Genomic DNA, 17,159 nt, shown 5'->3' on the forward strand with positions numbered 1-17,159 from the left:
GGGGTGGTTCTCCTGTCGTGCCCTCTCAGGCTAACCCGGCGAAGCGGAACGTCTCACCTAAGGCTGACAGAGAGGGACGCCGGGCGGCAAGCAGGGCCTTCGCCACCACTGGGACCAGCAGATGGCCGTGATCGTGCAGCTCTCCGGGGCGAAGGTGTGGCAGCTCTGGGAGCCGCCTGTCGACGCGCCGACGCGCGCGTACAACGAGTCGTTCCGGGTCTGGAAGGATGACTACGTACGGGCCTGGGAGGCGGCGGGGCCCGATGAGGAGATCGTCCTTCACCCAGGACAGTCGATGGTGCTGCCGCGTGGATGGGTTCACAATCCACTCGTCAGCGATCCGGACACAGCCAGCGTCCACCTGACGTTCGCGATTCGCGAGCGGACCCCGATGTGGCTGGCGGAGAAGCTGGTGGCCGCCGCGATCGAGGATCGAGCCTTCCGGCAGATCATCCGACCGGGCCGTCTGTCCGAGGCGTCCCTGCTGGAGGAGATCCAAGACGTGAAGGCCGAGCTGATCGAGTACCTCAAGCGCCTCGACCCGAGAGAAGAGGCATGCCGGATACGCCGAGCCGCGGTGACCGAGTTGGACTACACGACGTGAGTGCCAGTGGAGAGTGAGAAAGCCTTGGCTCAGCACGAATACGAAGCGAAGTTCCTGGAGATCGGCGTCGATGCCGTCCGTGGGCGGCTGCGGGCCGCCGGTGCCGAGCGGGTTTTCGGCAGGACCATGTTCACCCGGCTCATCTTCGAGAACGACGCAGTGCGGGGCGAGCAGTGGCTGCGCCTGCGCGACGAGGGCGGCAAGACCACGCTGGCCCTCAAGCAGGTCAGCGACGCCACCCACATCAACGGCACCACCGAGATCGAGATCGAGGTCAACGACCTGGGGCGCACCGCCGAGCTTCTCGGCGCCCTGGGGCTGCGCCAGGTCCGGTATCAGCAGAACTACCGCGAGGAATGGCAACTCGACGGCGTGGCGTACGACTTCGACACCTGGCCCGGCCTCCCCACCTTCCTGGAGATCGAGGCCGGCTCCGAAGAAGCCGTCCGCAAGGCCGTGGCGGCCCTCGGACTCGACTACGACAAGGCCCGCTTCGGAAGCATCGACCTCATCTACAAGAGCGAACTGGACCGCGACATCCTCGCCGAACCCGCCCTGCTCTTCGCCTGACGGACGTCCCGAAACCTGGCTCAGGCCGAAAACCCGTGGCTCGAAGTGGTCGGCCCAGCTCAGCATGAGGCATGGAGATTTCGGGAGCGGGAGCCGGAGGCGTAGGTGCGTGGCTACTTACGTGCGATGTGGGGGTGTTCGAGGCGCGTGCGGGGGCGTTCATGCGCCGCGATCCGGCGCTGCACTCGGTCGGTCTCGGCGTGGTCGAGTCGCTGCGGGCGGGTGACGTCCGGGGCGACGGCGACGTGCGGTTCGGGGTGTGGGTCGGGTCGGACGGGCGTACCGGCGGGTACTTCTTCTGGACGCCGCCGCGGCACCCGTACGTGTCCCTGCCGGACGCCGCGGCGGCGAGGGCGCTGGTCGAGGTGCTGGCCGACCGGCCCGTGCGCGGTGTGACCGGTGCGGCCGAGGCCGTGGCGGTCGTGGCCGACGCCTGGCGCGGGCGCCATCCGGACAGGCGGGCGGAGTGCGTGATGCGGCAGCGGTTGTACCGCCTGTCCGGCCTCACCCCGCCCGACCCGCTGCCGCCGGGCCGCCCGCGCGTCGCGGACGAGGGCGACCGGGAGCTGCTGGAACGCTGGTTCCTGGAGTTCTCCGTGGATGCGGGACTGCTCCACGAGGCTTCGCCGGAACAGGCCGCGCAGTGGGTGGACGGCCGTCTGGCGTTCCGCGGCGTCACGCTCTGGGAGGCCGAGGACGGCACGCCTGTCTCGATGGCGGGCGTCACGCGTCCCGCCGCCGGAGCGGTACGCGTCGCCCCGGTCTACACCCCGCCCGCCCTGCGCGGCCGCGGCTACGCGGGCGCGGTCACGGCCGAGATCAGCCGGGCCGCCCGGCAGGCGGGCGCCCGTGAGGTGCTGCTCAACACCGACCTCGCCAACCCCACCTCCAACGCCCTCTACCAGCGCATCGGCTACCGCCCGGTGCGGGACTTCGCGGTGTGGGAGTTCACGGCCACAGAAGTTCCCTGAGCCAATTGCCGTCGACGCGGCGGTACTTGAGGCGGATGTGTCGCCGCCGGGCGTCTCCCTGGAAGAACTCGACCTCGTCCGGGGCGAGGTCGTACACGGTCCAGGAGGGGGCCATCGCGTCCGGCTCGCGCCGGGCCCGCTCCCAGGCGGCGTCGGACGCGTGCTCCAACTCCTCGTACGAGGCGAGGGGTTGGCTCTGGTGCCCGACGAGCGCGGAGGCGAGCGCGCCGGTCGAGCGGGCGTGCAGGTCGCGGTGGGCGACGTCGGCGGGCGCGGTGCGCACGGGCCCGCGCACCCGCACCTGCCGCCCCTGCACGGGCCAGTAGAAGCCGAGTGCCGCGTACGGGCGTGCGGCCAGCTGCCGCCCCTTGGCGCTGCCGGAGTGCGAGGCGAACCGGAAGCCGTGGGTGTCGTCGGCGCCGTGCAGCATGACCGTACGGACGTCGGCGCGGCCCTCGGCGTCGGTGGTCGCGAGCGACGGGGTGTGCGGTTCGGGCTGCCCGGCGTCGACGGCGGCCGCGAACCACCTCAGGAACAGCGGCAGGGGCGCGTCGGGCGCGGTGGCCGGATCGAAGGCGGGCAGGTCGGTGTCCCACACGCGCAGGGTCCGGAGCAGGGCCTGCAGGTCGGGAACGGGCGGGTCGGCTGCGTGCATGGGCCGATTCTGGCACCCGGGGCGCCTTCGACCTCAAGGAGAGGACCCGCGGAGCCGGTCTCGGCGCAGACGGCCGGCGCGCTCTCGCTCGATGTGGTGGGTGGGTGGACGTGTGAATACATGGGTGGTCTCATGGGGAACCGACCGCATTGCTTGATGTCGCACAGAAAGAGCCCCTAGCGTTCACCTCATGGATCGCAGTGTCGCCACCGCAGAGCCGACCGCCGCCCCGGCAACGGAAGCCGTGACGGAAGCCGCGACCGAAAGCGCTGCCACGACGGCCACAAGACCGTCGCGCGCGGTGCGTGATCCCTTCTTCGACAATGCGAAGTTCGTTCTGATCGTGATGGTCGTGATCGGGCACAACTGGTATCCGTTGATCGGTGACTCGCGCGCGCTCAAAGCCGCGTACATGGTCGTCTACTCGTTCCACATGCCCGCGTTCATCCTGCTCAGCGGGTACTTCTCGCGGAACTTCGAGGGGCGTCCCGACCAGATCCGTAAACTCGTCAAATCGACCCTCGTTCCCTATCTGGTGTTCGAGTTCGTCTATTTGATCGTCATGGCCAAGGCGGACGGGGGGCCGCTGCGGTTCACTGTGACGTTGCCCAGTTACATGCTGTGGTTCCTGGTGGCCCTCTTCTTCTGGCGGCTGACCACTCCGGTGTGGCGGGCGTTTTCGCGGCCTGTCCTCGTCGCGGTACTGATCTCCCTCGCCGCCGGACTCACCTATGTGAGCGACGACTTCGCGTTCACGCGGATCCTGCAATTCCTGCCGTGGTTCGTGGCCGGACTGCAGTTGAGGCGCGAACACTTCCAGTGGCTGCGGCGCAAGGCCGTACGCGGGTGGGCTGCCGCGGTCGCCGTCCTGGCGGTGCCGGTCGCGTACATGCTGGTGCCGGGCGCCGACGTCCACTGGCTGGACATGAGGCAGAGCGCCGACGGTCTCGGCGTCGGGGCCGTGGAGTACGTCCTTGTGCGGCTGGGCCTGTTCGTGGTGAGCGCGATCCTTGTCGCGACGGTGCTTTCCCTGGTGCCCGCACGGCGGTTGTGGCTCACCTCGCTCGGCGCGCTCACCATGTACCCGTTCCTGCTCCACGGGATGCTGGTGAAGCTCGGAGAGGTGCTCGGCGTGCACGACGCGGCCGCCGCCGCGGGCCCGCTGGCCATCGTCGGGCTGACCGCCTGTGCGGTGTGCGTCGCGGTGCTGCTGACCACGCCGCCGGTGCGGTGGTTGACGCGGTGGGCGGTGGAGCCGCGGATGCCGCGACCGCCGCGGCTGCTCGTGCGACCGTCGAGTGGCGGGTGAGCCGGTCCGGAGCGGCGGCCTGTTCGGGCGGTCTGTCCTCGGTGGCCCGTTGTGGGCGATCGACATGCGATCACGCCGCTCTGACCAGGCGGTTGGCGAACGTCGACATCGTGTACGCGCCGATGGCCATGACCACCTCCAGCGCGTTGCGCTCGGTGTAGCCGTGAGCGAACAGCGTCTTGAGCGAGTCGTCGTCCACGGCGCCCGCGGTGGCCAGGACGTCGAGTGTGAAGGCCCGTATCGACGCGAGGCGCGCGTCGGACGGTGACCGGTTCTCGCGCAGGGTGGCGACGAGTTCCGGTTCCGCGTCGAGTGCGTGGAGCTTGCCCGTGTGCATGGCGACGCAGACGCGGCACTGGTTGCGTACGGCGATCGTCATGATGACGACCTCCCTGGCCAGTGGGTCGAGCGTGCAGCTCTCGAGGCTGGCGCTCAGGGCCAGGAAGCCGTTGAGCAGCTCGGGTGACGTGGCGAGCCGTGCCACGGCTTCGGGGATCGCGCCGTCTGACCTTTCAGCGATGGTGCGCATCGTCGGCTGTGATTCCCGCGGGGCGGTCTCCAGGGTGTGCGTGGTGAACATGACGACGCCCTCCTAAGATGGACAACATGGTTGACGATGATGAGATGGTAAACCAGGTTGTCGTTCCCGTCGAGGGGGTCGTCGGGACCTCGCGCGCCGGGTATGAGTTGCCCCTGCTCCTGTTTGCCGGGTTCCGTAGTCTCATCGACCAGCTGCACACCGAACTCGCCCGCCAAGGCCATCCCGACGTCCGCCCGGCGCATGGCTTCGCCCTCCAGGCGGTCGGGCGTGAAGGTGCTGCCGCCAGTGATATCGCCCGCCGTCTGGGAATCTCGAAGCAGGCCGCGGGCAAGACCGTCGACCGCCTGGTCGCCCTCGGGTACGCCGAGCGTGGCGACGACCCCGCCGACGCGCGACGCCGCATCGTGCGGTTGACCGCACGCGGGGGTGACGTACTGGCACGCTCGGCCGCGATCTTCGACCAGTTGCGCGCGGAGTGGGCCGACGCCCTCGGCGAGGAACGGGTGTGTGCGATCGAGGACGACCTGCGTGCCGTGGTGGCGCCCGGGGCGTTCCGGCTCGATGCGGCGGGGTGGATCGGGGGGATGGGGTGACCGGAGGGGACGGGGTGACCGGGGCCGGAGCGCCGGGTGAGCGGGTGGCCAGGTAGCTGCGGCCGGTCCTCGGGGTGGTGGGTCAGGTGTGTGCGAGGTCGGGTGGTGGCTCAGGTGTGCAAGGTCGGGCGGTAGGTCAGTTCTTGTGTGGCGCCGTCCCGTGTGTGGTGCTCCAGCAGTTCGAGGGCGGTGACGCCGAAGCCGTAGAGGCCGGAGAAGACGTCGAACGTGTAGCGGCGGTCATGGCGCCCTCCTCGTGTGCGACTCGTGGTGGAGATGCGGATGTCGCGGCCGGGGTCGCTTCCCTGGGGCGTCGGACGCTTCGCGACGGGTGGTCGGACATTCGACGGGTGATCGGGCCTTCGCCCGTCCGTAAACGCCTCGACATCGGGGGCGCGGGTCGGGGAGGCTTCGTACGATGACGAGAATCGACGACATGCCTGCCGCCTGGGACGAACGCGCCCAGCTCACCACGTTCCTCGACTACGCGCGGGACACCGCACGCGCCAAGTGCGACGGCGTCTGCGAGGAGAACGCCCGCAAGTCGCTGCTGCCCGGCTCGCCGCTGATGACGATGAGCGGCCTGATCAACCATCTGCGCTGGGTCGAGTACTACTGGTTCCAGGTGGTCTTCCTCGGCGAGGAGGACCAGGGGCCGTGGACCGACGACGACCCGGACCGCGAGATGCGTGTCGCCGTCGACTTCCCGCTCGCGCAGCTGCTCGACGAGTACGCGGAGCACAGCGCCCGCTACCGTGAGCTGGTCGCCCGCACGGACCTGGACCAGCGTGCGGAGCGGCCGGTCCGCGACGGCCGCCACGTCGACCTGCGCTGGATCCTGCACCACCTCGTCGAGGAGACGGCCCGCCACAACGGCCACCTGGACATCATCCGCGAGATGCTCGACGGCACGACCGGCGACTAGGCCGGCATCAGGACCTGGCAAGATCTGAGCATGCCGATCGTCGACGTCTCGCCCGAAGTGTCCATAGCCTACGAAGCCTTCGGCGACCCCGGTGACCCGCCGGTGCTGCTCGTGATGGGATTCGGCGCCCAGATGATCGCCTGGGAGGACGACTTCTGCCGCGCGCTGGCGGATCGCGGACGGTACGTGATCCGCTACGACAACCGCGACTGCGGCCTGTCCACCAAGTTCCACGACCATCCCCTGGACATGGGGCGGCTCATCGAGGCGCTCGGGGCGGGGGACGCCTCCGCGGCCCTCGCGATGGTCCCGTACGGGCTCCGGGACATGGCCGACGACGGGCTCGGCCTGCTCACCGCGCTCGGTGTCGAGCGGGCCCACGTGGTCGGCGCGTCGATGGGTGGAATGATCGCCCAGAACATGGCCATCAACCGGCCGGAGCGCGTCCTGACGCTGACGTCGATGATGTCCTCGACCGGCGAGAGCGAGTACGGCCGGGCGACCCCCGAGGCCCAGGCCGCGCTGTTCGGGCCGAAGCCCTCGGACCGTGCCGGGTACATCGCGGCGGCCGAGCGGTCCATGGCGTGGGCCTCCAAGCGGTACGGCGACCCGGCGGCCCTCCGGGAGTACGCCGCCCGCAGCTACGACCGCGCCTACTACCCCGACGGGGTGGGCCGTCAGCTCGGCGCGATAGTCCTCGACGGCTCACGCGCGGACGCTCTCCGCAAGCTCCAGGTGCCGACTCTGGTGATCCACGGGCTGGACGACACGCTGATCGAGCCGAGCGGCGGTCGGCGTACGGCGGAGCTGGTGCCGGGCGCCGAACTGCTCCTGCTCCCCGACATGGGGCACGACCGGCCCCGCGAGATCTGGCCCGACCTCGTCGACGCGATCGTGCGCCACACCGGCTGAGTGCAAGTCCTCGCAGAGCGGTCGGCGGCCGCCGACCGCCGACCGCCCACCGCGCGGGCCGGCGGCTCCGCGTCACGCCGTGCCGGGCGCGGGCAGCGGCGGCAGCGGGTGTCGCCGGACGTGCCGGGTCTGGTGGGCGATCAGGGCGATGAGCAGGGCGCACAGGGCGGCGGAGCCCCACGCCGTGCCCCAGCCCAGGCCGCCCTCCGCGACCGGCTTGGTCAGCGAGTCCCCGCCCGCGGCGCCCAGCGGGCGGGTCAGGACGAAGGCCAGCCAGAACAGCAGGGTTCCGGGGATGTTCGTCAGGTAGTGCGCGGCGACGATCAGCGCCATGGTGCCCGCGATGACGAGGAACGCGTTGCGGAATCCGAGGCCGGTGTCGTCGGAGAGCCAGTCTCCGGTGGACGTGCCCAAGGTGTTGGAGACGAGGATCGCGATCCAGTAGAGGATCTCGCCCGGACGGTCGGTGATGTTCTCCACGTCGTACGTCCGGCCGGTGCGCCACCATACGAGGAAGACGACGCCCAGCACGCCGGTGAGCAGGGCCGCGCCCCAGGCGTAGCCGATGCCGGCGGGCGCGCTGCCGTGCCCGAAGCCGCGGTTGAGCAGGTCGGAGATCTCGGTGCCGACCATGCTGGTGCCGAGAACCACCGCCCAGAACAGGGCCGGACGGAAACGACCTGACCTGACCTGCGCGACCACGGTGACGACGAAGAACGCGAGGAAGACGAGGCCGGTGGCGAGGTAGCCGAGTCTGAGGGTGATGCCCAGCAGGTCCCCCGCGGTCTCGCCCAGCGTGACCGCTACCGTCTTCAACACCCAGAACAGCAGCGTCACTTGGGGGAGCTTCCGCTCCACGAAGACGGCTGCCGCCGGCCCCGCCCCCGCCCCCGCCCTCGTAAGTCCCTTCCCTGTCGCTTCCGTTGCCGCTACCGCCCCCGCCTCCGTTGCCGCTTCTGCTTCCGCCGCCCCCGCTTCCGTTTCCGCTTCTGCTTCCGCCCCCACTCCCGCTTCGGCTTCCGTTCCCGTTTCTGTTGGCGCTGTCGGATTCGTCCTGCTCGTGGGCATCCGCTCTCGCTCCGTCGGATTCGCGTGGTCTGACCGCTCGTTCGGCCCTCAGGCGTGGTCATCCTGGCACCGGTCGACTGCCGCGACCGCGCGTTGCGCGCACCGAGCGGGCCGGCGCCACTCGAACGAGTGGGGGTGCCGCGATCCGTGCTACTACACGATGTAAGAATATGGCCCGTCCGCAGCAGTCCTGAGGTTCACGAGAATCACGCGAGCGATCACGAGGGGTCCCATGACTTCGCCCACACGGCACTCCGGTTCGTGGCTGACGACCCGAGGGGCCCTGCGCGTCCCCCAGATCACCGTCGCGTTCTGGGTGGTCAAGGGGCTTTCGACGGCGATGGGCGAGGCCACGTCCGACTACCTGGTCGGCGTGATGGCCCCGCCGGTCGCGGTCCTCCTCGGTTTCGCCGGATTCGTCGTGGCACTCGTCGTACAGTTCAGGACCGCCCGCTACCGGGCCTGGTCCTACTGGTCCGCCGTGGTCGGGGTCGGCGTGTTCGGCACGATGGCCGCCGACGTGCTGCACGTCGCGGTCGGCGTCTCGTACACGGCGTCGAGCCTGCTGTACGCGATCATGCTGCTCGCGGTCTTCGCCGTGTGGCGGGCCTGCGAGAACACGCTGTCCATCCACAGCGTCGACACGCCCCGGCGGGAGGCGTTCTACTGGGCCGCGGTCGTGGCCACGTTCGCGATGGGCACCGCGCTCGGTGACCTCACGGCCTTCACCCTCCACCTCGGCTACTTCACCTCGGCGGCACTCTTCGCCGCTCTCATCGCGGTCCCGGCCGTCGGCTACCGCTGGCTGCGCTGGAACCCGGTGCTCGCGTTCTGGGCGTCGTACGTCGTCACCCGACCGCTCGGCGCCTCGCTCGCCGACGGGCTCGGCAAGCCGAAGAGCACGGGCGGGCTCGGCCTCGGTGACGGGCCGGTGGCCCTGGTGCTGACCCTGATGATCGCCGGAATGGTCGCCTACCTCTCCGCCACCCGGTCCGACGTCCAGCGGGAGCCGGCGCGGGAGCCTGTCGGCGCGTGAGCCGAAGACCGCCGGAGGGTGGTGCTGGAGGGTGGTGCTGGAGGGTGCTGGAGACCCCGGCCAACAGCTCGACGTGGGGGCCGCACCCTGCTCGGGGTGCGGCCCCCACTGTTCGACAACCCGGCCACCGTCGGCATCTACGACGACCTCTCCCGGGTCCGCTTCTCCTCGGACTGCTCCGGAGCGCCGATGCCGAGCCCTTCATCGGGCCGGACCAACGCGCGTTGGAGGAGATGCTCAAGTCCTTCGAGACGGCACCGGTCTGAGTACCAGTCAGTTCCGGTACCGGTACAGGATCCGGCCTCGGGTCAGGTCGTAGGGGCTGAGCTCCACGAGGACGCGGTCGAACGGGAGGATCTTGATGTAGTTCTTCCGGATCTTCCCGCTGATGTGCGCGAGCACGTGGTGCCCGTTGTTCAGCTCCACCTTGAAGGTGGCGTTGCGCAGGCATTCGAGGACCGTGCCCTCGATCTCCAGACCGTTCGCTGCTTTTGGCAAAATCTGACGCTCGCTCTCTCGTCTTCTTCTTCGTCTTCTTCGTGGTCGGTTCGGTTGTTCCTGCCGATCCGGGTCAGTGGCGTACGAGCTCCACGTAGCCGCTGGACCGTGTGGCGCCCACTGCCTCGACCAGTGCGATCGCGGCCGCGTTGGACGTGTCCACCTCGGCCCAGGCGGAGCCGATGCCCCCGCGGTGCAGCGTGCTCAGCGCGTGGGTCAGCAGAGCCCGGCCGATGCCCCGGCCACGGTGGTCCGCCCGTACCGCGAGCAGGCCGATCCGTGCCCGGCTGCGGACCGGCACCACGCGTACCAGGCCCACGTACTCGCCGTTCAGTGCCGCCGCCGCGTACTTCGAGGGGTCGATCAGAGTGTCCCCGTCCGGGTGGGACAGTACCTCGGCGGGCATGGTGTGCCAGCCGACGGTCGCCTCGATCTCCTGGCGGACCGTGCGGTCCAGGGCGCGGAGCAGTGTCTCGTCCGCCGTGCCCGCGGGCGCGATCGTCACGCCGGTGGGCGGGAGATCCTTTCGGGTCGCCGAGGACGCCGAGGATGCAGGGGCCGCTGAGGACGCCGGGGGCTTGGTGGGCAGTACGTATACGTGTTCGCGGCGCCCCACCGTGAAGCCGAGCCGCTCCCAGCGCGATGTGAGGGCGTGGTCGTGCTCGCCGACCAGTGTGTGGAGCGGTTCGGGAAGTTCGGCGAGCATCGCGGCGGCGAGCTGGTCGAAGACCGTGTCCTGCCATACGTCGATGCTGATGAAGCGCCGCCCGTCGGGGCGGTGGGAGAGATCGCCCTCGCCGACGATCAGGCCGCTGTCGGTCACGGCTTCCCACTGGGTCTCGTCGACCCGCGTGATCGTCGCGGTGTTCGCGGTGTTCGCGGTGTTCGCGGTGTCCGCGGCGTCTGTGGCGTGTGCGCCGTGTGTGGTGTCCGCGGCGTCTGTGGCGTGCGCAGGCTTCATAGGGTTCATAGGTGTTCGCCTTTCAGGCTTCAGGAGTGCCCTGGTGCGAGGGCGCTCCCGACGACACCTAGAACTGGGTCAGTCGCACACCGTGACAAAAGAGGGGGAGCACCCATCTCGATACAGCGTTCACGGGTCTCACCTCCTCCGGCGATGTCACGGTCGACTGCAAGGTATCCGCTCGGCCGTCGGCCCGCCAATGATTTTTCCGAGCGACCCCTTGCGGTCCGGTATGTGCCGTTTTAGTATGAAAGTCGACCTGCGGGGCGAGCGAGGGAGTCCGATAGCAGCCACGCCGGTGAAGGGAGCAAGAGCCTTCGCCAACGCGACGTTCAACGGTCGGGCTGAGAGGCCGGAAGGTAGTGGTTGGACCGGACGGCGACCCCAAGCACCTGTCGGGCAATGCCGGCAAGGGAGCCCACCTCGTAGGTCTCACCATGTTCGACACCGGCGCCCGCGCCCCGGCTCTCCGGGGTGCGGGCGCCGGTCTCATTCCCGGCCGAGCACCACCGTCCCCGACGAGCAGAACCACCCGCCCGTCCCGGACGCCACCGCGAGCGCGGGAGGCGTGCCGTCCGCGCGCTCGACCTGGTGGCCGCCCGCCTCGCCGCGCAGCTGACGCACCGCCTCCACGAGCAGGAACAGGCCGCGCATTCCCGGGTGTTGGGCCGACAGGCCGCCGCCGTCGGTGTTGGTCGGCAGGTCTCCCGTGTGGAGCAGGCGGCCCTTCTCCACGAACGCGCCGCCCTCGCCCTTCGCGCAGAATCCCAGGTCCTCCAGGGTCACCAGCGTCATGTACGTGAAGGCGTCGTAGATCTCCGCGATGTCGATCTCCGACGGGGCGATCCCGGCCCGTTCGAAGGCCAGCCGTCCGCTCACGGCGGCCGGGGAGACCGTGAAGTCGTCCCACTCGGACATGGTCGTGTGCGAGACGTGCTCGCCCGCGCCCAGAATCCAGACCGGCGGCTTCGCGCAGTCTGCGACCAGCTCCTCGGCCACCAGGAGCACCGCCGCGCCGCCGTCCGAGCGGATGCAGCAGTGGAGCTTGGTGAACGGGTCGGCGATCATCGGGCCGGAGAGGACCTCGTCCGTCGTGATCGGCGTACGGAACATCGCCTCCGGGTTGCGGGACGCGTTCTGCCGCGCCTGGACGGCCACCTGGGCCAGCTGGTCGAGCGTCGTGCCGTACGTGTGCATGTGGCGGCGGGCCGCCATGGCGTACTTGGCGATCAGTGTGTGGCCGTACGGGACTTCGAACTGCGACGGGCCGCGCGCGCCGAAGGACAGGTTCGACGTGCGGCGGCCCGCCCTGATGTCGGCGCGGGCCGTGGAACCGTAGACCAGCAGGACCGCCCGCGCGTGCCCGGCGGCTATCGCGTCCGCCGCGTGTGCCGCCATGACCTCCCAGGTGGAGCCGCCCACCGAAGTGGAGTCCACCCAGCGGGGTTTGAGGCCGAGGTACTCGGCCACCTCGGCCGGGGCGAGCGTGCCGAGGCCGGCGCTGGCGAAGCCGTCCACGACGTCCGGGGCGAGCCCGGCGTCGGCGAGCGCCCTGCGGGCGGCCTGGGCGTGCAGGGCGTAGGGCGTGGCGTCGTCGACGCGTCCGCAGTCGGAGAGGGCGACACCCGTGATGGCGGCCTTGGGGCGGGTGGTGGCGGCTGGGTGGGGTGCGGGGACTGTGCGGGGTGCGGGGTCTGTGCGGGCTGTGCGTGTGGATACGCTGCCTGTCATGGAACTGACGGTACATCAGGTTCGGCCCGGCGTACCGGCCCGCGCTCGCTCGCCCCTTCCCCGGTTCGCCTCGCCGCCCTAACATGACGGCCCGTCAGGAAGGGGCCCGCATGGACGCCAAGCTCAGCGAGGAACAGCAGGAGATCCGCCGCACCCTGCGCGCACTCACCACCAAGCGCTGCACCCCCGACGAGGTGAAGGCCGCCGTCCGCACTCCGGTGGGGTATGACCCGGCACTGTGGCGCACGCTCAGCCGTGAGCTCGGGCTCCCCGGCCTCGCGCTGCCCGACCGGCACGGCGGCGTCGGCGCGAGCGTCACCGAACTCGCGCTGGCCGAGGAGGAGCTGGGGCGAGTTCTGGCCCCGACCCCGCTGCTCGCCAGCAGCGGGCTCGTCGCCCCGCTCGTCGCCGCGCTCGGCGGCGACGCCCAGCGCGAGGCCCTGTTGCCGCGCATCGCCGACGGCACCCTGACCGCCGCGCTCGCCGTGCCCGGCACCGGACTCGCCACCGCGCTCGGGCTCGTCGCCGACAACACGAGCGACTGGGCGGGCGGCGGCCGGGCCGGCGGCATCCAGGCCCGGCGGGGGACCGGCCCGGGCCCGGGCGTCGGCGCCGGCCCCGTCTCCGCCTCCGGCCCCCGCGCGGACGGCGGCACCGGCTGGCGGCTGTACGGGCAGGCCGAGCAGGTGCTCGACGGGCACAGCGCCGGGCTGCTGGTCGTCGCCGCGCACACCGGCGGTTTCGCCCGCTCGCGCACCCTGCTCTTTCTCGTACGGGGCGACGCGCCGGGACTCGTCCGCGTGCGGCAGACCGCCCTCGACGAGACCCGGCCGCAGGCCCGCGTCGAGCTTCGGGACGTGGCCGCCGAGCTCCTGGGCGGCGGCGAAGGCCGCGGCGGCGCCGATGTGGCCGCGGCGCTGCGCGCGACCGGGGACGCCGTCGCCGCGCTGCTCGCCGCCGAGGCCGTGGGCGCCGCCGATCGGGCCCTTGAGCGGACGGTCGAGTACGTCAAGGAGCGCGAACAGTTCGGGCGGCCCATCGGCTCCTTCCAGGCGGTCAAGCACCGGCTCGCCGACGTGTACGTACGCGTACAGGCGGCGCGCTCGGCCGCCTACTACGCCGCGTGGGCGGCCGCCGCCGCACGCGAGAGCGAACCGGGTGAACGGGTCGGCGGGCTCGCTCTCGCCCAGGCCCTCGAAGCGCTGCGGACCTCCGCGGCCGAGGCCGTGCAGCTGCACGGCGGCATCGGCTTCACCTGGGAGCACGACGCGCACCTGTACCTGAAGCGGGCCGCCGGTGACGAGCTGCTCTTCGGGCCCGCCCACCTGCTGAGGGCCCGCGCCGCGCAAGTCGCCGAGCTGTTCCCCGGCTCCGCCGGGGCCGCGCGGGCGGTGAGTGCCTGATGGCTCCGCCCGGCATCCGGCTCGTCCAGAAGGTGTCGTCGACGCGTGCGTTCGCCCGGCTCGCGCCGCACGTCATTCCTCCGCTCGACCGTGCCGTCCACCGGCTCACCGGCGGCAAAGTGCTGCTCAGCGCCCAGATGCTGCCCGGCGTCGTCCTCACCGCGCGCGGCGCCAGAAGCGGGCTGCGACGGCGTACGCCACTCGCGTGCATGCCGGAGGGCGAGGGGCGCTGGCTGCTCGTCGGGTCCAACTTCGGCAGGACCGGGCACCCCGCCTGGACGGCCAATCTCCTCGCCCACCCGGACGCCGAGATCAGCTGGCACGGCTGCGACATTCCGGTGACGGCCCGGCTGCTCACGGGCGAGGAAAGGGAGGCCGCGTGGCGGGCGGCGCTGCGCTTCTGGCCGCCGTACGCCACCTATCAAGCGCGCGTCGAGCGGGAGATCAGGCTCTTCCGGCTGGAGCGGCGGTGAGTGCGCGAGCACGGCTGCCGTGAGCGTATGACAGCGGCCGTAACCGCAACAGCGGCGGTCCACGTTGTCACCAACGTGAACCGCCGCTGTACGACAGGACCCGGAACAGCTGGTTCCGGACAATCAAGGCATGGCCCAGGTGTTACTTCGTCGGCTTCTTCCCCGTCACTCCGAGGTGCACCAACAGGGCCAGATTCGGCTTGAGTTCGGCCTGCTTGACGCCCCAGCTCTGGAAACCCTTCTGGTGCGCCGCGACCGCCGCCAGCATCGCGACCAGCGAACCGGCGACCGCCGCCGGGCTCACGTCCTTGTCGACGCGGCCCTTGTCCTGGAGCGCCTTCACCGCGTCGGCCAAAGAGTTGTTCACCGAGTTCAGGATCTTCATGCGAATCTTGTAGAAGCGCTTGTCGCCCTCGGCCGCGCCGAGATCGACGACGCGCAGGATCGCGTCGTTCCTGCGCCAGAAGTCCAGGAAACCGTCGACCAGTTCCTGAGCCGTCGTCCAGCCGGCCTTGCCGGTCCAGGAACGGTCGGCCACCAGCTGCGTCAACGACGCGCCCTCGGCGGCCATTTGCTCGGCGATCTCCAGGACGGCGCCCTCGACATCCGGGAAATACTGGTAGAAAGTCGCGGGTGAAGTGCCCGCCTTTCGTGCCACATCGATGACTTTGACGTCCCGGTAAGGGGACGAGCTGAGCATCTCGCCAAGACACTCGAGCAGCTTCTGACGGGTTGCCTGACCACGCCGTCCGGCCACACGGCCGTCGACGGTACGAACTTGTCCTGTCATGCCGTCAGCTTACCGAGGGGTGATCGGAGCGCGATTCGGCAGAGTGCAAATGGGGTTGGGGGCCTGCGCGCGGGCTCCCCAGGGGTGCGCGCGGCCCGGGGGCGAGGGCGTGGTGACGTACTCCGGGGCCCGCCGCCGAGGCGCGTGCCGGCGTCGAGAATTGGCCAGACGTTCGAATTTGGGCGGCGGGTGAGCGGGCGCCAGGTCTAGCGTGCGGTCATGTACCCGGACTTCCCCGAAGGCGCCCCGTGCTGGGCCGACGCGCGGCTGCCCCGCGTCGAGGCGGCCAAGCGGTTCTACGGCGATCTGTTCGGGTGGACCTTCGACGAGGGCGCGGGCGCCGAGCGCGGCTACTACACCGGCGCCTACAGCGACGACCGGGCCGTCGCCGCCCTGGCCCCGGCCCCCGCGGGCGCAGTCCCCGCCTGGACCGTGCACTTCGCCGTGGGCGACGCGTACGCCGCCGCCGACAGGGTCGTCGCCGCCGGCGGGCGCATCGCCGCCGGGCCCGTCTCCGAGGGCGCCCTCGCCACCGTCGCCCTCGCCGCGGGACCCGACCGGGCCGCCTTCGGACTCTGGCAGCCCGGCAGCCACCAGGGCTTCGAGCGCACCGGCGTGCCCGGCGCCTTCTGCCGGGCCGAGCTCCGCACCCCCGACCCCGCGCTGAGCGACTCCTTCTACGAGTCCGTCTTCGGGTACGCGGCCCAGGACCCCGCGCCGGGACTGCGCACCTGGCACCTCGCCGCCCCCGCCCGCCGCGCGCCGGGCGGCCCCACCGCGCCCCGTACCGCCCGTCGACGCACCACCGGCGCGCCCGCCCGCTTCCTCGCCCACTTCGGCGCCGCCGACCCCGAGGCCACCTGCGCGGCCGCGGTCCGGCTCGGCGGTCGCGTCGTGGCTGCGGCGCGGGCCACCCGCGAGGGGGCCGTGGCCGTCCTCGCCGACGACCAAGGGGCCGTCTTCGCCGTGCGGGAGCCGGACGGGTGACCGTCTCGGGCGCCTCGGCGCGGCCCCGCCGCCCGAGTCGTCCCCGCCTCACCCGTGACACCCCGATTTGGCCCCGGGTTCGCAACCACGACCCCTTGCAGGAACAATCGGGTCGCGTGCCGCCGTAGCGCTGCGGTGGTGAGACGCTGTCGGGGGGACATTCGGCCCCGCACGGGGAGGTGGCAGGCAAGTGGTGGATCAGCTGACGCAGCACGATCCGAGGCGGATCGGTCCGTTCGAGGTCCTGGGACGGCTCGGCGCGGGCGGCATGGGACTGGTCTATCTCGCACGTTCGGCATCAGGCCGACGCGTGGCGATCAAGACGGTGCGCACCGAGCTCGCCGAGGACCAGTTGTTCCGGGTGCGCTTCACGCGCGAGGTCGAGGCCGCCCGCGCGGTCTCCGGCTTCTACACGGCCGCCGTCGTCGACGCCGACCCGCGCGCCGCCGTGCCGTGGCTCGCGACCGCCTACGTGCCGGCGCCCTCCCTCGAGGAGATAGTGAACGAGACCGGGCCGCTGCCGGCCCAGGCCGTCCGCTGGCTCGCCGCGGGCGTCGCCGAGGCCCTGCAGTCCATCCACGGCGCCGGTCTCGTCCACCGCGACCTCAAGCCGTCGAACGTCCTCGTCGTCGAGGACGGGCCGCGCGTCATCGACTTCGGTATCGCGTCCGGTGTCTCCAACACCCGCCTGACCATGACCAACGTCGCCGTCGGCACGCCCGCGTACATGTCGCCCGAGCAGGCGAAGGACTCGCGCAGCGTCACCGGGGCCTCCGACGTGTTCTCGCTCGGGTCGACGCTGGTCTTCGCCGCCACCGGGCATGCGCCGTTCCACGGCGCCAACCCCGTCGAGACCGTCTTCATGCTGCTGCGCGAAGGGCCCGACCTGGAAGGGCTGCCGGACGAGCTGCGGCCCCTCATGGAAGCCTGCATGCGGATGGACCCCGCGCAGCGGCCCAGCCCCGCCGATCTGCAGGCCCAGCTCGCGCCGCACCTGTTCGGCTCGGGCAGCGACGACAGCGGCACGGCCTCGGCGTGGCTGCCGGAGCGGTCCGTCGAGCTCATCGAGGCGCGCCGCGGCGGCCGGTCCGGCGTGCACCACGGCGGAGGCGGCGGTGGCCGGGGGCCTGGC

Annotated in this window: 18 protein-coding genes and 1 pseudogene; 12 read left to right on the forward strand and 7 right to left on the reverse strand. The window is 71.2% G+C overall.

What is annotated here, in order from left to right; all coding sequences use genetic code 11:
- Positions 1–88: 88 nt before the first annotated feature.
- The 3 genes and pseudogenes from OFY01_RS05410 to OFY01_RS05420 all read left to right on the forward strand — a co-directional run.
- A pseudogene (locus tag OFY01_RS05410) lies at positions 89–604 on the forward strand (JmjC domain-containing protein); the annotation flags it as partial.
- A gap of 24 nt (positions 605–628) precedes the next feature.
- The gene (locus OFY01_RS05415) at positions 629–1,174 is read left to right on the forward strand and encodes a class IV adenylate cyclase (protein WP_266596811.1); all 546 of its coding nucleotides are present in this window, start codon (positions 629–631) and stop codon (positions 1,172–1,174) included.
- A gap of 134 nt (positions 1,175–1,308) precedes the next feature.
- Positions 1,309–2,145 (forward strand): GNAT family N-acetyltransferase, encoded by an 837-nt coding sequence (locus OFY01_RS05420; protein ID WP_266596814.1) that lies wholly within the window; start codon positions 1,309–1,311, stop codon positions 2,143–2,145.
- On the opposite strand, the gene OFY01_RS05425 is transcribed toward OFY01_RS05420, so the two are convergent.
- Complete coding sequence (locus tag OFY01_RS05425) at positions 2,123–2,800, reverse strand: pyridoxine/pyridoxamine 5'-phosphate oxidase (protein WP_266596815.1); 678 nt, start codon at positions 2,798–2,800, stop codon at positions 2,123–2,125. The two genes, OFY01_RS05420 and OFY01_RS05425, sit on opposite strands and share 23 nt — an antisense overlap.
- Before the next feature lie 301 nt (positions 2,801–3,101).
- On the opposite strand from OFY01_RS05425, the gene OFY01_RS05430 reads away from it, so the two are divergent.
- The gene (locus tag OFY01_RS05430) at positions 3,102–4,109 is read left to right on the forward strand and encodes an acyltransferase family protein (protein ID WP_266596817.1); all 1,008 of its coding nucleotides are present in this window, start codon (positions 3,102–3,104) and stop codon (positions 4,107–4,109) included.
- A 70-nt stretch (positions 4,110–4,179) separates the two neighbouring features.
- On the opposite strand, the gene OFY01_RS05435 is transcribed toward OFY01_RS05430, so the two are convergent.
- A complete protein-coding gene (locus OFY01_RS05435) occupies positions 4,180–4,689 on the reverse strand; it encodes a carboxymuconolactone decarboxylase family protein (protein ID WP_266596819.1) in 510 nt (169 codons plus the stop codon).
- A 44-nt stretch (positions 4,690–4,733) separates the two neighbouring features.
- Between OFY01_RS05435 and OFY01_RS05440 the strand changes: the two genes are divergently transcribed.
- The 3 genes from OFY01_RS05440 to OFY01_RS05450 all read left to right on the forward strand — a co-directional run bounded on the left by OFY01_RS05440 (position 4,734) and on the right by OFY01_RS05450 (position 7,080).
- Positions 4,734–5,243 carry a MarR family winged helix-turn-helix transcriptional regulator gene (locus OFY01_RS05440; RefSeq protein ID WP_266596845.1) on the forward strand — a complete coding sequence of 170 codons (510 nt, stop codon included), beginning with the start codon at positions 4,734–4,736 and terminating at the stop codon, positions 5,241–5,243.
- Between the two features lie 418 nt (positions 5,244–5,661).
- A complete protein-coding gene (locus OFY01_RS05445) occupies positions 5,662–6,168 on the forward strand; it encodes a DinB family protein (RefSeq protein WP_266596821.1) in 507 nt (168 codons plus the stop codon).
- Between the two features lie 30 nt (positions 6,169–6,198).
- Positions 6,199–7,080, forward strand: a complete 882-nt coding sequence (locus OFY01_RS05450) for an alpha/beta fold hydrolase (RefSeq protein ID WP_266596823.1) — start codon at positions 6,199–6,201, stop codon at positions 7,078–7,080.
- A gap of 72 nt (positions 7,081–7,152) precedes the next feature.
- Here the strand turns inward: OFY01_RS05450 and OFY01_RS05455 are convergent, their stop codons facing one another.
- On the reverse strand, positions 7,153–7,917 hold the full coding sequence (locus OFY01_RS05455; protein ID WP_266596825.1) for a COG4705 family protein: 765 nt from the start codon (positions 7,915–7,917) through the stop codon (positions 7,153–7,155).
- Positions 7,918–8,380: 463 nt separating this feature from the next.
- Between OFY01_RS05455 and OFY01_RS05460 the strand changes: the two genes are divergently transcribed.
- Positions 8,381–9,184: a COG4705 family protein gene (locus tag OFY01_RS05460; RefSeq protein WP_266596827.1), complete on the forward strand. Its 804-nt coding sequence runs from the start codon at positions 8,381–8,383 to the stop codon at positions 9,182–9,184.
- Positions 9,185–9,457: 273 nt separating this feature from the next.
- Here OFY01_RS05460 and infA read toward each other — a convergent pair whose 3' ends face one another.
- The 3 genes from infA to OFY01_RS05475 form a co-directional block, all read right to left on the reverse strand.
- Positions 9,458–9,682: a translation initiation factor IF-1 gene (gene infA, locus OFY01_RS05465; RefSeq protein WP_266596829.1), complete on the reverse strand. Its 225-nt coding sequence runs from the start codon at positions 9,680–9,682 to the stop codon at positions 9,458–9,460.
- A 73-nt stretch (positions 9,683–9,755) separates the two neighbouring features.
- A complete protein-coding gene (locus OFY01_RS05470) occupies positions 9,756–10,652 on the reverse strand; it encodes a GNAT family N-acetyltransferase (RefSeq protein ID WP_266596831.1) in 897 nt (298 codons plus the stop codon).
- A gap of 480 nt (positions 10,653–11,132) precedes the next feature.
- Positions 11,133–12,374, reverse strand: coding sequence for a thiolase C-terminal domain-containing protein (locus OFY01_RS05475; protein ID WP_266596833.1), 1,242 nt, complete (start codon positions 12,372–12,374; stop codon positions 11,133–11,135).
- 110 nt (positions 12,375–12,484) lie between these two features.
- On the opposite strand from OFY01_RS05475, the gene OFY01_RS05480 reads away from it, so the two are divergent.
- Both OFY01_RS05480 and OFY01_RS05485 read left to right on the forward strand, forming a co-directional pair.
- On the forward strand, positions 12,485–13,777 hold the full coding sequence (locus tag OFY01_RS05480) for an acyl-CoA dehydrogenase family protein (protein WP_266596835.1): 1,293 nt from the start codon (positions 12,485–12,487) through the stop codon (positions 13,775–13,777).
- Positions 13,777–14,250: a nitroreductase family deazaflavin-dependent oxidoreductase gene (locus OFY01_RS05485; RefSeq protein ID WP_266596837.1), complete on the forward strand. Its 474-nt coding sequence runs from the start codon at positions 13,777–13,779 to the stop codon at positions 14,248–14,250. The genes OFY01_RS05480 and OFY01_RS05485 overlap by 1 nt, the downstream gene beginning before the upstream one ends.
- Positions 14,251–14,392: 142 nt before the next feature.
- Here the strand turns inward: OFY01_RS05485 and OFY01_RS05490 are convergent, their stop codons facing one another.
- On the reverse strand, positions 14,393–15,040 hold the full coding sequence (locus tag OFY01_RS05490) for a TetR family transcriptional regulator (RefSeq protein WP_266596839.1): 648 nt from the start codon (positions 15,038–15,040) through the stop codon (positions 14,393–14,395).
- Between the two features lie 219 nt (positions 15,041–15,259).
- On the opposite strand from OFY01_RS05490, the gene OFY01_RS05495 reads away from it, so the two are divergent.
- Together OFY01_RS05495 and OFY01_RS05500 are read left to right on the forward strand one after the other, a co-directional pair.
- Positions 15,260–16,027, forward strand: a complete 768-nt coding sequence (locus tag OFY01_RS05495) for a VOC family protein (protein ID WP_266596841.1) — start codon at positions 15,260–15,262, stop codon at positions 16,025–16,027.
- 190 nt (positions 16,028–16,217) lie between these two features.
- Positions 16,218–17,159: serine/threonine-protein kinase (locus OFY01_RS05500; protein ID WP_266596843.1), on the forward strand; the 942-nt coding region annotated here is incomplete at its 3' end.

Origin of the sequence: Streptomyces beihaiensis (assembly GCF_026274175.1) — a bacterium.
GTDB classification, from domain to species: Bacteria; Actinomycetota; Actinomycetes; order Streptomycetales; family Streptomycetaceae; genus Streptomyces; species Streptomyces beihaiensis.